Here is a 13,405-nt window from a genome sequence, read left to right as displayed (position 1 = left end):
ATGGGTGTTTCCAACCTTTGGCAAATCAACTTTCTCTTTACTGTAAAGTAATTTGGTTATTTTTACAGTGAATTTGCAGTGGATTTTCTGCGAAATTTGACCCATCGCTCCTTAATTTTGAACGTCGGAATGAACGAAATGCAAGCTTTTCAGGAATTGAAAACACGAGTGCTCGAGCGCTACCGTGAGCATTATCCGTATTTTCAGGGGACATGGAAAACGTTTTCTTCTCAAGATATTCTGAATTTGATTGCGTTATTGGAATCGGAATGCAAAGAAACGGTGAGTGAAAAATGGATTTACACCCATTTGAAACCCGAGTCCAATGACAAGTTGCCGCGCAAGTCGATGCTTAATGTATTGTGCCGTTTTGTGGGAGTAGCGAGTTGGGATGCCTTTAGTTTTGTTCCTTCTACAGCTTCGGAAATTGCTACAGAAAAGGAGCTAAATATTCCATCGTTTGGTCGCAGTTGGAAATTACTCCTTGGGGTGTTAGTGCTGGTGGTAATTGGTGTAATGCTTAATCATCGATTTTCGCAATCGGAACCAAAAGAAGTTCCTGTTCGTTTACAAAACCAATATACGAAAGAGCCCATTGATAGTGCCGAAGTTCAGGTGTATGAAGTGACCGATTCGGCCCAACAACAACCGATGACGAAGCAGGAATTGCAAAAGAAAATCGCAACCCAACCCGTGAAAGTTTTGGTGAAGAGTCCGTTTTATAAAGATACTATCGTGCAATTACCGCCATCGGATGCCCAACAAAATGCGCCCGTGGTACAATTGCAACCCGATGATTATGCGATGATGGTGAAAGCTTTTTTGAAGGCGGATATTCAAGATTGGCAAAAGCGAAAGCAGCAATTGCAAAAGATTTTATCTCCCGATTTGGAGGTGTTGGTGATGTTGAAAGGCGGATTGGGAACGGAGTATTATAACAAAACGGAATTTGTGCGCAAACTCACGATTCCGACACCCGTACTCAAACGCTGGGAAATTGTTACCTTGGAAAATGAACCGGATGGTACGATCCGAAAACTACGAATTAAACAAGAATAAGCATGTATAGGCTACTTCTTTTAGGGATTATTTTGAGCGGGGGCTCCTTGTGGAGTCAAGCGGCTACGGAGTCTGTGAAAACCAGTGAGCATAAAAGTTTACAGCAGGTTTTTGCAGTCCCTGTTTTTGCTGCTTATCAAGAAAATTCGGATCTTAAAATTCAGGAGTTGTTTTTTTACTTGCAGCAATTGTCTCAAACCTCGCTAGAAGCGTCCCTTCGCAACGAAATGGAAATCGCTTGTTTGGCTTTGTTTGTGAATGATTCCACACTTGTGGTTGATGTTACTTCAACTACGCCTACATTGATTCCCATAAAAACCTTATTTCAAAAATTGGCACAAACGGCACCTTTGCAACTCACGGTTTCCGAACGGGTGAACTACAATTCGGTGACCTACCAAAGTTGGAAAAATGGTTACACTGTTCGTTGTATTCAAAATGAAGCGACACGGGATTATACGGTTGCTCAAACCGTCTTTTTCCAATTGCAACCCCAACAGTTTGGGTCGCATGAACAGCAAACCTATCAATACCGTTTGGGCAATATGGAATTACGGTAAGTTACGCAAGGCTTCCCGTTTGCTCAAAGGTTTTAAATCGGTGTTTTCTACAAAGGTTCGCACCCCTTCGGGATTAAACCGACTGTAGTCGCGGAGTGCCCACCCGATGGCTTTTTGGATAAAAAATTCTTTGGAATCTTTGTGTTTGTAACATTCGGCTTTGAGTAAATCAAAATCGGTGTTGGCTTTGTAACTCAATTGAAAAATTATGGCGCTGCGGTTAAGCCATAAATTATCCGATGCAGAAAAGTGTTCGATTACTGTCGGAATTTCCTCGGGAAAGGCTTGTAAATAGCCCCCCAAAAGGTATTTGGCTACAACGTCAACAGTATCCCACCAGGATTGATTGATTAAGAAAAATTCGATAAGATGGATATCTTCTTTTCGGTAGTTTTTTTTGATGGCTTTGATCAATACTTCCATGCCGCAATAGTGGAATTCCCGGTAAGGCATTTCGAAAAGCTGTTGGGCTATTGATCTAAAATCCGCTTTTATTTCTTGTTCATGTTTTTTATACCATTCGGTAAAAAGTCCGCGCCGACTGTCGGTTTTTAACCCTAAAAATTGGAAATTATTTTTCATATAATTTTCCATGGCTTCCACTTGTTCGGGTTTGCGGTGTTGTCTAAAAAGTTCCTGTAATTCTTCGATTGCGGTCATTTAGGAAAGGGTATTGAGTTCGATTAATTTTTGCTGACAGCCCTCTTCTAATTCCTTAAAAAAATGGAAAAACTCATTTTCAAATTCGGAGTAATAGGTTTGGAGTTCGACCATCGCTTCATGCATGCTCACCCGTTGTTGGGTACGGCGGTCCATTTGAAACAGAATCTTTTCCAAACCGTCAAGACTGGCATAACTCACCAGCCAATTACGGGCAATCATGAAGGGAACCATGTGTTGGGCCCGTTCAGTGAGCCAACTGTGTTTTTCTTTGAGAAGGGTATAGAATGTTTCGGCATAGGTTTCTAAGGGTGTCGTGTGGTATTTGCTCCAATTTTTAGCCAGAAAATGATCATAAAAAATATCCATGATGACGCCCGAATAGTGGCCGTATTTTTCGTGCAAGCGGTGTTTGCTTTGGCGGTAAATGGGATGGGCATCGGTGAAACTATCAATGAAGCGGTGGAGTAATATGCCTTTTTGAATCGCTTCGGGATAACTTTTGTATTGCGACCCCCGCACACTATCGGCCATGAAATTGCCAATTTTTAGCAATTCTTGGTCGCCCGAAAGGTAAATATGTGCTAGGAAATTCATAAAAAAAGTTGCGGTTCTTGGGTAAAGATAGCAACTTTTTGAGAAGGTTATCCCAATCCTGTGTTAAGGAAAGTGCGAAAAAACAGTTAACCTATAGCCAAATTGGAATTGGAATTGGGAGTCGTTTCTTCCTTTTTATGTTGTAAAATAGTCGTTTTACGGAAATTTTGTAGGGACTCAGTAGCTTTGTTTTGGTGCAAGTACCCGTCTAAAATTTCCATAGCAAGTGCCCCTAATTTTTTGTCTTGGTGAAAACTTAAAAATTGAAGCGTACGCGAATCAACAGTTAGTTGGTATTCTTTGGCCAATAACAAACAAAACTTCACCAATTGCGGTTGGGAAGCAATTAACCACGTATTTAATTGATCGTGAAGTAAATTTACTTTATCCGAATACAAACCAACTAAATGGTGTAATTCGTTGTCGTTCAGTTGAAACGGTAAATTTTTAATCGCTGTAGGTTGGAACTCATTTAATTGGATTAAAGCACTTAGCGATTCCAAGCGAGCATCACCCATTTGAAGTTGTGCTGCTTTTTCAATAAAAGGAAGCGCAGAACGGTTGTTAGCCCGAATTGCCCATTGAATGGCTTGTCGCTGTTGCTCGGAATTCCCCGTAGCGATTTCACGATTTACAAAGGCATTGATTTCTAATTCTTGCAATAGAATTTCTAACTTTTCTCGATTGTTTGACAAGGCATACGGCGAAGCAGAAGAAAGAATTTTTGTGGTGAATTCACGCAATCGCGGCATATTGTTTTGAAGCACTTTATTTTTAAAATACTCCAATTCAATACGGGTTTCTATGGCATCCCATTCCCCGGAGAAAAAAGAGGAAAGAAACGAATTAATCACTTCTTCTTCATCAGGCGTATCAAGAACAATTTTGGGTTGTTGTGACTTTTGGAAAAGCGTGTAAACGATATAGACCACCGTAATTCCGGCCACCACTGGCAACACCACGCTTCCTAGAGAAGTGGCGGTGATTTGTTGCAATAGCGCAAAGAAATTAAATGCGATCATTAGTACTGTATTTACCTTTTGTAATTTGCAAAATGCAAAATAAACGGGTTCATTTCAATTTGAAAAAATAAATCGGTATACGGGTAAAAAACTCGATATAACTACTTTATAAAACGAATTTACAAGGGGTGTTCTTGTGTATTTTCGTAAAATCTTACGAACAGGTTTTCAACAACCTCATATTTTAGCGAAGTGGGATGTAGGCGAGTGACTGACTTATGGCGTTAAATAATTCAGGCTTATATACCAACCAGCTTAATGAAGCGATACAACTTAAGGTCAAGAAAATCCATAATCCTTTGTGTATGGGCGAACTGATTTCTTGGGTTTGGAATAACAACCGGGTTGTATACTTGGTTAAAAAAACAATGGAAAGAGCAATGATTAATGTCAGAATTATAAGTCCGGTAAAACGGTAATTGGCACTCCAATGATGTTGCGTAGCCCATTGATTGAGCCATTGAACAGGGCCAATAGTTAACGAGACAATAGTTATGGGAAACAACCAGCACAAGCCTACAAATAAATAGGTTTGATAGTTGTTTCGATTAAGACTAATCATGGATGTTTGCATATTAAACCGCTTCTAATAAAAATGCAGATCTAAGTTTTTCTAAGATGTCTTCGGGGTTAAAAGGTTTTGAAAGTACTTCATTAGCTCCTTGTTCAATGGCTTGCTCTAATGTAACCGATTCATTGCCTAAAGCAGACACAACGAATACGGGTCGGTTAGGATTCAATTTTTTGCTCAAAGAAACAATCTCAATTCCGGAACGATATGGTAACATCACATCAGTAATCACGGCATCAGGATTGAAAGAACGTAATTTTTCCATTCCTTCTTTACCTTCTACAGCGAAATCAGTTTGATACCCTTCACGATTTAACAAAAACTGTAAAATCGTTTTGATCATTTTATCGTCCTCGATAATCAATACTTTCTTCATAGAATCTAGTATAAGCCAACCGAAGTTGTGGTTATAATTTGGGGTTTAACAAATACAAAATTAGTAGGCATCTCCTTCGTACTCAAATAAAATCGCTCTGTGCACTAAAAACTCGATTAACGTTTCATTTTGTGAAATTCAATGTAAATGGGCGGTAAAATAGGTTGTTGACCGATAAATTAAAATAAGTTAGATGACTTATAATCAAGGGGTTTTATAAGAAAAAAGCCAATTTCTGTAAAGAAATTGGCTTTCGAAAGTAATTATAGTTTGTTTTTGAGATTTCACTTCCAGCGGACTCCTTTTTCACTAGTTAAGTAAAAGGATTGAAGTCCTTAATTCGAAATCAAAAATACAAGGGTAAAGTAAGTTAACCGCATAAAATCGGTATACGGATAAAAAACTCGATGAATGAAAAAAGAGCAAATTTTCGTGTTATTCATCGGATAAAATGGTGATTTTAACCCATAAAAAAACCGAACTGCTACCCACTACTACGCTTAAAAGTAGTTGGCAGTGTTCGGTCCTCACAAAAACCTATCTTTAATATTGTATTTAGGGAGTCCTATCTTTACTGTACAATTCTTTAAAGCGCTTGGCTGTTGAATTGTCGGAAAAGAAAGCGTGAATCACTAAGGGTTTACGGTATGGTTTTAACTTTTTTAATTTTTTTTTAACAGCATCCTCCTTTTTTTTGAGAACCGCTATCTTTGTCACTTACGAATGTAAATGCAATAACACATGACCCTAATTAAATCCATCTCCGGAATCCGTGGAACCATTGGCGGAAAAGTGGGTGACAATCTCACGCCAGTTGATGCCGTAAAGTTTGCTTCTGCCTACGGAACTTTTCTTAAACAACAAATTCAAAAAGATAAACTCAAAGTAGTGATTGGTCGCGATGCCCGAATCTCGGGTCCGATGATTCATAACTTAGTCGTGAATACCTTAATAGGTTTAGGGATTGATGTGGTCGATCTCGGACTCTCGACAACGCCCACTGTGGAAGTGGCTGTTCCCCTTGAGCAAGCTGATGGCGGTATCATCTTGACGGCCTCACACAATCCCAAACAATGGAATGCGTTGAAGTTATTGAATGCGAAAGGCGAATTTTTAAGCGGTGCCGATGGTGCCAAAATCCTAGAAATTGCCGAAGCCGAAGCCTTTGATTTTTCAGAAGTGGATGATTTGGGCGAAATCACCGTGAATGACGCCTATATGGATATTCATATTGATGAAGTATTGGAATTGCCTTTGGTGGATGCGGATGCCGTGGCCCAGCGCAAATTCAAAGTAGTGGTGGATGGCGTGAATTCTTCGGGCGGAATTATCATTCCGAAGTTGTTGGAACAAATGGGTGTTGAGGTGGTCAAATTATACTGTACCCCCGATGGCCATTTCCCGCATAATCCCGAACCGTTGAAAGAACATTTGGGCGACATTTGTAAGTTGGTTGTAGAAGAACAAGCCGATTTTGGCATCGTAGTTGACCCGGATGTTGACCGTTTGGCCTTTATTTCCAATGACGGTGAAATGTTTGGTGAAGAATATACCTTGGTAGCCGTAGCCGATTATGTATTGAGTAAAACGCCCGGTAATACGGTGTCCAATATGAGTTCGTCCCGTGCTTTGCGCGACATTACCGAAAAGCACAAGGGTTCGTATGAAGCCAGTGCGGTAGGAGAAGTGAATGTGGTAGAGAAGATGAAAGCAACCAACGCTATCATCGGTGGTGAAGGAAACGGCGGTATCATTTATCCTGAATTGCACTACGGACGCGATTCACTTGTAGGTGTGGCCTTATTCTTGACGCATTTGGCAGGGATGGATTGTACGGTTGCCGAATTGCGGGCGAGTTATCCGCAGTATTTTATGAGTAAGAATAAAATCGAATTGACCCCACAAATCGATGTGGACGGAGTGATGGCTACGATTGCTAAACAATACGCCGCTGAGAACATATCGACGATTGATGGGGTGAAGATTGATTTCCCCACCGAATGGGTACACTTACGTAAATCCAATACCGAGCCGATCATTCGTATTTATACCGAAGCACCTACACAAGCCGAAGCCGATGCCTTGGCCGTGCGCTTTGTCAACGAATTAAAAACCGTTGCTGGAATATAAGCAGCAGACTATAGTACTAAAAAAGCCACTTCACACGGAGTGGCTTTTTTTATTTCGGTAGTTTTCTAAAGGGAAAATCAAAAGGAATCCGGCGACATAACAACCGATGTCTTCCCAAGCAAACGAAGCTCCCAAAACCGTGTGTGCGATTTTATTTTTTTCTAAACCTAAAAGAGAAATGCAATTCATGTATTGCAAATATTCAATGAGAAATGCAAAAAGTAGGGTAGCGGTTGCCACTACAGCTGTAGGCAAGGGCAAAAAACTTTTGACAAAATAATAAATCAATAGGATTACCAAGACATCGCCTAAATAGGGACGAATGAAGGCATCGCGCACCCACAAAGCAATAGCGGTTTCCGTGAGAAACAACAAAATAAAAATGAGAAATGCGAAGCGGTTGAATTGCATGGGATAAAAGTAGTCATTTTTCCAAACGCGCAAGAGTTTGTTAAATCGTTTTGAACCATTGCAGTGAAATGCGTATCATTGCTAAAACTTAAAAACACAATGACCCGTACACTCCGATTCCTTTTCCTCATCAGTCTCGTATTCATCACCGCTTGTACTTCGGTTGAAAAATACAATACCCAACTGGCTGCGCCTATTCCAGTAGTTAAATTACACAAGGATATCGATTACATACAGCACAAATTGGATCGGTTGTATCCGCATTTGGATGGCTATCTTTCGAAAGCACAGCTCAAGGCTAAATTTGATAGTATTCGGCAAGTAGTCAACCGACCCATGACAACCAAGGAGTTTTATTTTGTCATCGCACCCGTGATTGCCTCGGTGCGTCAAGGGCACATGAGTACGGGTTTGCCCCAACCTTTGTTGACCAAAGCCCAACGTAAACATTTAAAGCAAATGGGCGAGGGACCGCTCTCGCAATTCACATCGGAATGGTTGGACCAAAAAATGATTGTATTGAAAAATAAGTCGGATCGAAAATACCTCAAACCCGGTGCGGAGATTGTTTCGATCAATGGGATTACACCCCAGCAATTGTATGCGCAATACCGACCGGTGTTAACCTCTGACGGATTTAATGAAACGTACATTCGTAAAGGATTTGGCCGTCGTTTGCCTGCTTATTTTACAGGTGAATTGGGCGTGCAAGACAGTTTGCTGTACGTTTTTAAACAAAAAGATTCTACCTATACCGAATGGATTAAACGCAAAATCAAAGAGAAGAAAGTAGCGCCACCAAAAGCAGTAAAAGGTGAGGTGAAGGATACCGTGAAACCCAAGACGGAAGCCGTTGCCAAGGTGAAGAAAGAACGCCAACTTACCCGTAAAGAGAAGCGTATTTTTGGCTATGATCCTACGACCAAGGAGTGTGCGGTGAGTTTGAAACGCTCCGAGTTGGATTCCACCTTGTATGTGCTTCGCGTCAAAAACTTTTCTTCCAGCAAATACCGCAAAGCGTATACGCTACTCTTTGACTCGATTCAACACATGGGATTAAAAACACTTGTGCTTGACTTACGAGACAATCCAGGAGGACGTGTCGCCGATGCCGTGAATTTATACCGTCATTTTACCGACCAACCCTTTACGATGTTGCAACCCTCGGAAGTGACGTCCAAAACCAGTTTGTGGAAGATTGGTGTTTTGGATAATATTTCCCCAATCGGGTATCCTTTTTTCTTTATTGGGTATCCTGTTTACATGACGTTTAGTTATTTCCGAACCACCAAGCGCCCCGAAGGTGGCTACCAATACAAATTGGTAGGAAGTCGCCCCGTGGATCCTGCACCCAATGCCTATACCGAAAAATTGTATGTATTAATTAACGGTGGTAGTTTTTCAGCGGCTTGTATCGAGTCGGTGGCCTTAAAACAACGTCCCAACACTTATTTTGTGGGCGAAGAAACGGGAGGCGCTTATAACGGAACCGTGGCGGGTATCATGCCCATCGTGCGCTTGCCGCATTCTAAAATCAGTGTGCGCCTCGGACTCATGCACGTGCAGCCCGTCGCGCAAACGGACAAAGAGGGACGTGGCATTTTCCCCGATATCGAAATCATTCCTACGACCGAAGACCGCGTAAAAGCAAGAGACCCGGAGATGGAGTATGTAGTCAAGTTGCGGAGGTAGCGGTTAGATTGGTTTCAAGTTTCAGGTTTCAAGTTTCAGGTTTCAAGTTTCAGGTTTCAGGTTGGATTCTAGTATATACACGTCAGGTATTACTCAGAAGCTCAGAAGCTCAGCGGCTCAGAATCTCAGCTTCTTAGCAGCTCAAAAATTACTCATCAAAATTCACCATCCAATGTACCCCAAACGCATCGATGCACATCCCGAAGTAAGCACCCCAGAAGGTTTTGGTCATGGCCATGATTACGGTACCGCCTTCTGCGAGTCCGGTGAATAGGCGATCGGCTTCTTCTTGACTTTCGGTGTTGATGGAGATTTGAACGTTATCCCCCATTTTTGCGGGTCCGCTCTGACTCGTACTATCGCTGCCCATTAATACCGTTTCAGCACTGATGGGGAGGGTAACATGCATGACGCGGTTGCCTTCTTCTTCCGATAGAGGATCGCATCCTTCGGCAGGAGGCATGTCTTTAAATTTGCCCATATAGGGGAATTCACCACCAAATACTTTTTGGTAATGTAAAAAGGCCGCTTCACACGTGCCGTTGAAAATGAGGTAGGGGTTTACGGTTGGCATCTTTAGTAAATTATGAATTATGAATTATAAATTTTAAATTAATTGTGGGTTTAAAAGTTTACAGGTTTAAAAGTGTAGCGGGATAGTGTATCATATCGACACATTTGCTCATTAATAGGTTTCAAGCTCAGCATCTCAGCAGCTTAGTGGCTCAGGAGCTCAAATACCCTTTCAACGCCTCCAAAATACATTGCCAGCCCATTTTTTGCAGGTTGTGCGGGTGGATGTTTTCGGGTTGGAAGGTTTGGGTCACGTAGACGGTATCACCCATGACATCAAAACTGACTGTGATTTGACGGTGGTCTTCAAAGTGGTAGCGTAAGAACTGCATCGGTTCGATTTCGTCATAAATGCCCACCAAGTCAAACGCTACACTACCGTCTTTGGCGGCCATGGTGTAGGTGAATTTTTGGCCCACTTCTAACACGCCTTCCGCTTTGGGGCAATGCCAGTCGGGGGAGGCTTGATTCCAATGGACGACATGCTCGGGTTGGGTAAAGGCGTTCCAGACTTTCTCCAAGGGCGCTGGAATAGCTGTGGTCACCGTCAAGGTCTTTTCCGGTTGTTCGGCAATATGTTGTACAATAGCGAAGGCTTTTGGGAAGACTTCTCTAAAGTAATCGGCATAATGATCGAGGGTTTCCAACGTCATGTGGAGATGTGTACCCGTTTCAGTTTCGGTAAGCGTATAAATTTCTTTGTAGCCGTTCCAGGTCGGACCCGTAGTCACGATTTCACCTTTTTTGAGTTGGTGCAAATGGTGAAAAGCGATGCGTTGGTTGGGGATGATTTCCCCAATTTCCGATTCCATCCCGTCGCCTTCGGTGGTGATGAAATAGACTTTACTGCCCAACTGCCAGTCGGTTAATGCTCGCGATTGCACAGAAAACGCTTCCATCCATTGTTGGTAATTGGCATCATCCCATAAGGCATTCCATACGCGTTCGGGAGTGGCTTTGAAGTGGTGTTCAAAAGATAAAGTAATCATGGTTTTGGTTGTTTGGGTAAAGATAGGGATTTAGGTCTATCGATGAGTTTAAAGTTTCAGGTTTCAGGTTTCAAGTTGGGTTCTAGTACACTCCTGTTTGGAATTGCTCAGAAGCTTAGTAGCTCAGCTTCTCAGGGGCTATAAAAAGGTTTCAAGTTTCAGGTTTCAAGTTTGTATCGTTGAAAAGTGGTGTTTCGTTTGAAATTGTTGGGTTTAGAAGTGTATGGGGTTTAAAAGTGGAATTGGAGCACAAGGTTACACAAGGTTGGGCACAAAGTTTCACAAGGATGGATTACCCATTATTCTAAGTGGAACAATTAATTTTTTTTAAACATTAAGGTATTAAGAGTTGTGTTAAGAACCTTAAAATCTTAAATTTCTTAATGGTTAAAATTTAGTTTTTTTTTACCGCAAAGAGGCTAAGAATTCGCAAAGTTCGCGAAGTTTTAAGGGTATTAAGGCGCTGCGCTTGGGTAAGGTTAATGTTTCAAGTTTCAGGTTGGGTTTTAGTACACTCATGTTTGGAATTTCTCAGAAGCTTAGTTGCTCAGCTACTCAGGGGCTATAAAAAGGTTTCAGGTTTAAGGTTGTGTTCCAGTACACTCCTGTTAGAAATTACTCAGTAGCTCAGCAGCTCAGCTTCTCAGCGGCTTCCTCCCAATTTGAAGCAATTCATGTTACCTTTTACCTATCGTTTAGTGGCACAACTGTGGCACAACCGTGGCAGAATACCGAAGTAAACCGCAAGATGACTGGGAGAAGACTGGGAGAAGTTATGAATTATGAGTTATGAATTATGAATTATGAGTTATGCGTTATGTGTGGGTTGACCTACGACCTACGACTTATGACTTACGACTTATAACTTACGCCTTTTCTTTCCTCTAAATTCATATTTACAAGCGTCCCTAATTCATAATTCCTAATTCCTAACTCATAATTTTAAAAACCTTTAGAACGGGTTAGGGTAAAGGTATCCTAAAGGTAACCTAAAGGATACCATTAGTTAACCACGGGGTTACCACGGGGTTACTACGGGGTTAGTCCGAGGTTAGTCCGAAGTATGACTCGTCCTGACTCGTCCTAAAATAACTATACAGGTTATTAAATAAATCCTTTACTAGCTATACAAATATAATTTTTAAACCCGATCGCGCGGATTTGCAACCCGATCGCGCGGATTTGCAATCCGTGCTCTACATCCCCGCTCTACGATTCCTCACTTCCTAGCTTCGGGGCTATTGTGTGGTTGCGTGGACGTTTAGGTATAGCTGTTCCAAAATTCGTATAAAAAAACTCCCAACAGAAATCCATTGGGAGGGTATACTTAATTTTGTTTTTTGAAGTAACGGGGTGCTGAACGCACGACTGGGGTTTCCAGTTTGGGTTCGGGCTTGGTATCCGTAAAGTGGCCATTTTCGTCCACATAGACAATCATGCTGTCAAACCCTTTTCCTTTGTTGTTGTGGAGTTTGCGGTCGGCTTTTTTCTTGTCTTTTTCTTTTTGTTTGAGGGCTTTGTTTTTAATACTTTGTTTTTTTGCGAACGAGTCTGCCATAAATAAAAATACGATTTAGTGAATTAATTCCGTGATGGGTCGGCCATTTTGCTTGACAATTTGACGCCAAAGCGGTTGTTCGCTTTGGGTGCAAAAGCTAATGGCTTGACCGGTTTGACCCGCACGCCCTGTTCGTCCGATGCGGTGGACATAGGTTTCTACCTCGTTGGGTAAATCAAAATTGATCACCAACGGCAGTTCTTTAATATCGATTCCGCGCGCCGCGATATCGGTGGCCACCATGACCTGAATGGCATGGGATTTAAAATCGGCCAAGGCTCGTTGTCGCGCTGATTGGGATTTGTTGCCGTGTATGGCAGCGGCAGTAACGCCTTGTTTTTCCAGCTTTTGAACCAATTTATTCGCGCCGTGTTTGGTGCGGGTAAACAGCAAACACTGATTCCCGCTATGGTTGCGCAATACATTTAGCAGTACCGTCACTTTTTCTAAGGGTTCGACCACATACACCGACTGATCGATGGCGGTTTTGATGGAAGAAACCGGATTGGCATCCACTTGTACGGGTTGGTGTAAAAACAACGGCAACAGTTTTTGGATGGAATCGGGGAGGGTGGCGGTAAAGAAAAGCGTTTGGCGTTTTTTGGGGATAAATTTTAAGACCGCTTTCATGTCGTGAATAAAGCCCATATCGAGCATACGGTCGGCTTCATCCAACACTAATACTTCAATTGCTTGGAGATTGATTTTTTGTTGGCGCACCAAGTCGAGTAAACGACCGGGAGTGGCGACAATTATTTCGGGTCGTTGTTTGAGGTCGCGAATTTGGTTGACTTCCGACACGCCTCCAAAAATGACTTGCGAGCGGTGTTGGGTATGTTTGCCCAAGGTTTGAAACGTTTGTTCGACCTGTAACGCCAGTTCCCGTGTAGGGGTAAGCACTAATACGCGAACGTTTCCGTGTTGTTGAGGGGTATGTTGGGCAAGATGTTGCAAAATTGGGAGGACAAAGGCAGCGGTTTTACCTGTGCCGGTTTGGGCACAGCCGATGACATCGTGTCCTTTAAGAATCACCGGAATGGCTTTTTCTTGAATGGGGGATGGGGTGGAATACCCCGCTTCGGTTATCGCTTGTTGTAACGATGGAAGCAATGAAAATTGTTGAAAATGCATACGCATACGAATTAAGGATTAGGGATACCTAACCTTGATGTATTCGATTTAGATGTAGAAAGGGAGACGAAGGGAA

The 13,405-nt window shown here is 42.1% G+C and carries 14 protein-coding genes; 4 read left to right on the top strand and 10 right to left on the bottom strand.

Annotated elements, in window-relative coordinates; translation table 11 throughout:
- The first annotated feature begins 129 nt into the window (after positions 1-129).
- Both OLM45_RS11190 and OLM45_RS11185 read left to right on the top strand, forming a co-directional pair.
- Complete coding sequence (locus OLM45_RS11190; protein WP_264510181.1) at positions 130-1,059, top strand: hypothetical protein; 930 nt, start codon at positions 130-132, stop codon at positions 1,057-1,059.
- A gap of 2 nt (positions 1,060-1,061) precedes the next feature.
- Positions 1,062-1,619 carry a hypothetical protein gene (locus OLM45_RS11185; protein WP_264510180.1) on the top strand — a complete coding sequence of 186 codons (558 nt, stop codon included), beginning with the start codon at positions 1,062-1,064 and terminating at the stop codon, positions 1,617-1,619.
- Here the strand turns inward: OLM45_RS11185 and OLM45_RS11180 are convergent.
- The 5 genes from OLM45_RS11180 to OLM45_RS11160 all read right to left on the bottom strand — a co-directional run bounded on the left by OLM45_RS11180 (position 1,611) and on the right by OLM45_RS11160 (position 4,845).
- Positions 1,611-2,279: a DNA alkylation repair protein gene (locus tag OLM45_RS11180; RefSeq protein ID WP_264510178.1), complete on the bottom strand. Its 669-nt coding sequence runs from the start codon at positions 2,277-2,279 to the stop codon at positions 1,611-1,613. The genes OLM45_RS11185 and OLM45_RS11180 overlap by 9 nt on opposite strands.
- Entirely contained in the window at positions 2,280-2,876 is a 597-nt protein-coding gene (locus OLM45_RS11175) for an ACP phosphodiesterase (protein WP_264510176.1), read from the bottom strand.
- Positions 2,877-2,962: 86 nt separating this feature from the next.
- Positions 2,963-3,898, bottom strand: a complete 936-nt coding sequence (locus OLM45_RS11170; RefSeq protein WP_264510174.1) for a hypothetical protein — start codon at positions 3,896-3,898, stop codon at positions 2,963-2,965.
- Between the two features lie 184 nt (positions 3,899-4,082).
- Positions 4,083-4,472: a hypothetical protein gene (locus OLM45_RS11165; protein WP_264510172.1), complete on the bottom strand. Its 390-nt coding sequence runs from the start codon at positions 4,470-4,472 to the stop codon at positions 4,083-4,085.
- A gap of 1 nt (position 4,473) precedes the next feature.
- Positions 4,474-4,845 carry a response regulator transcription factor gene (locus OLM45_RS11160; RefSeq protein WP_264510170.1) on the bottom strand — a complete coding sequence of 124 codons (372 nt, stop codon included), beginning with the start codon at positions 4,843-4,845 and terminating at the stop codon, positions 4,474-4,476.
- Positions 4,846-5,586: 741 nt separating this feature from the next.
- Here OLM45_RS11160 and glmM point away from each other — a divergent pair.
- Complete coding sequence (glmM, locus tag OLM45_RS11155) at positions 5,587-6,975, top strand: phosphoglucosamine mutase (protein ID WP_264510168.1); 1,389 nt, start codon at positions 5,587-5,589, stop codon at positions 6,973-6,975.
- A 30-nt stretch (positions 6,976-7,005) separates the two neighbouring features.
- On the opposite strand, the gene OLM45_RS11150 is transcribed toward glmM, so the two are convergent.
- A complete protein-coding gene (locus tag OLM45_RS11150) occupies positions 7,006-7,419 on the bottom strand; it encodes a DUF2809 domain-containing protein (RefSeq protein ID WP_264510166.1) in 414 nt (137 codons plus the stop codon).
- 66 nt (positions 7,420-7,485) lie between these two features.
- Here OLM45_RS11150 and OLM45_RS11145 point away from each other — a divergent pair, with 66 nt between their 5' ends.
- On the top strand, positions 7,486-9,078 hold the full coding sequence (locus OLM45_RS11145; RefSeq protein ID WP_264510164.1) for a S41 family peptidase: 1,593 nt from the start codon (positions 7,486-7,488) through the stop codon (positions 9,076-9,078).
- Positions 9,079-9,226: 148 nt separating this feature from the next.
- On the opposite strand, the gene OLM45_RS11140 is transcribed toward OLM45_RS11145, so the two are convergent.
- The 4 genes from OLM45_RS11140 to OLM45_RS11125 all read right to left on the bottom strand — a co-directional run bounded on the left by OLM45_RS11140 (position 9,227) and on the right by OLM45_RS11125 (position 13,335).
- Complete coding sequence (locus OLM45_RS11140; protein WP_129462077.1) at positions 9,227-9,652, bottom strand: VOC family protein; 426 nt, start codon at positions 9,650-9,652, stop codon at positions 9,227-9,229.
- 151 nt (positions 9,653-9,803) lie between these two features.
- On the bottom strand, positions 9,804-10,640 hold the full coding sequence (locus OLM45_RS11135) for an SRPBCC family protein (protein ID WP_264510162.1): 837 nt from the start codon (positions 10,638-10,640) through the stop codon (positions 9,804-9,806).
- Between the two features lie 1,327 nt (positions 10,641-11,967).
- Positions 11,968-12,198: a hypothetical protein gene (locus OLM45_RS11130; RefSeq protein ID WP_264510160.1), complete on the bottom strand. Its 231-nt coding sequence runs from the start codon at positions 12,196-12,198 to the stop codon at positions 11,968-11,970.
- Between the two features lie 15 nt (positions 12,199-12,213).
- Positions 12,214-13,335: a DEAD/DEAH box helicase gene (locus OLM45_RS11125; RefSeq protein WP_264510158.1), complete on the bottom strand. Its 1,122-nt coding sequence runs from the start codon at positions 13,333-13,335 to the stop codon at positions 12,214-12,216.
- Positions 13,336-13,405: the final 70 nt, after the last annotated feature.

This window comes from Flavobacterium sp. N1719 (genome assembly GCF_025947045.1).
Taxonomy (GTDB): Bacteria; Bacteroidota; Bacteroidia; order Flavobacteriales; family Flavobacteriaceae; genus Flavobacterium; species Flavobacterium stagni.
The sequence above is the reverse complement of the archived record's forward strand: the minus strand, read 5'-3'. Positions and strand labels throughout refer to the sequence as shown.

What these genes read in the sequence shown, in the direction of transcription:
- OLM45_RS11190 (WP_264510181.1), top strand. Translation starts at nt 130, where the DNA reads ATGAACGAAATGCAAGCTTTTCAGGAATTGAAAACACGAGTGCTCGAG.
- OLM45_RS11185 (WP_264510180.1), top strand. Translation starts at nt 1,062, where the DNA reads ATGTATAGGCTACTTCTTTTAGGGATTATTTTGAGCGGGGGCTCCTTG.
- OLM45_RS11180 (WP_264510178.1), bottom strand. Translation starts at nt 2,279, where the DNA reads ATGACCGCAATCGAAGAATTACAGGAACTTTTTAGACAACACCGCAAA.
- OLM45_RS11175 (WP_264510176.1), bottom strand. Translation starts at nt 2,876, where the DNA reads ATGAATTTCCTAGCACATATTTACCTTTCGGGCGACCAAGAATTGCTA.
- OLM45_RS11170 (WP_264510174.1), bottom strand. Translation starts at nt 3,898, where the DNA reads ATGATCGCATTTAATTTCTTTGCGCTATTGCAACAAATCACCGCCACT.
- OLM45_RS11165 (WP_264510172.1), bottom strand. Translation starts at nt 4,472, where the DNA reads ATGCAAACATCCATGATTAGTCTTAATCGAAACAACTATCAAACCTAT.
- OLM45_RS11160 (WP_264510170.1), bottom strand. Translation starts at nt 4,845, where the DNA reads ATGAAGAAAGTATTGATTATCGAGGACGATAAAATGATCAAAACGATT.
- glmM (WP_264510168.1), top strand. Translation starts at nt 5,587, where the DNA reads ATGACCCTAATTAAATCCATCTCCGGAATCCGTGGAACCATTGGCGGA.
- OLM45_RS11145 (WP_264510164.1), top strand. Translation starts at nt 7,486, where the DNA reads ATGACCCGTACACTCCGATTCCTTTTCCTCATCAGTCTCGTATTCATC.
- OLM45_RS11140 (WP_129462077.1), bottom strand. Translation starts at nt 9,652, where the DNA reads ATGCCAACCGTAAACCCCTACCTCATTTTCAACGGCACGTGTGAAGCG.
- OLM45_RS11135 (WP_264510162.1), bottom strand. Translation starts at nt 10,640, where the DNA reads ATGATTACTTTATCTTTTGAACACCACTTCAAAGCCACTCCCGAACGC.
- OLM45_RS11130 (WP_264510160.1), bottom strand. Translation starts at nt 12,198, where the DNA reads ATGGCAGACTCGTTCGCAAAAAAACAAAGTATTAAAAACAAAGCCCTC.
- OLM45_RS11125 (WP_264510158.1), bottom strand. Translation starts at nt 13,335, where the DNA reads ATGCGTATGCATTTTCAACAATTTTCATTGCTTCCATCGTTACAACAA.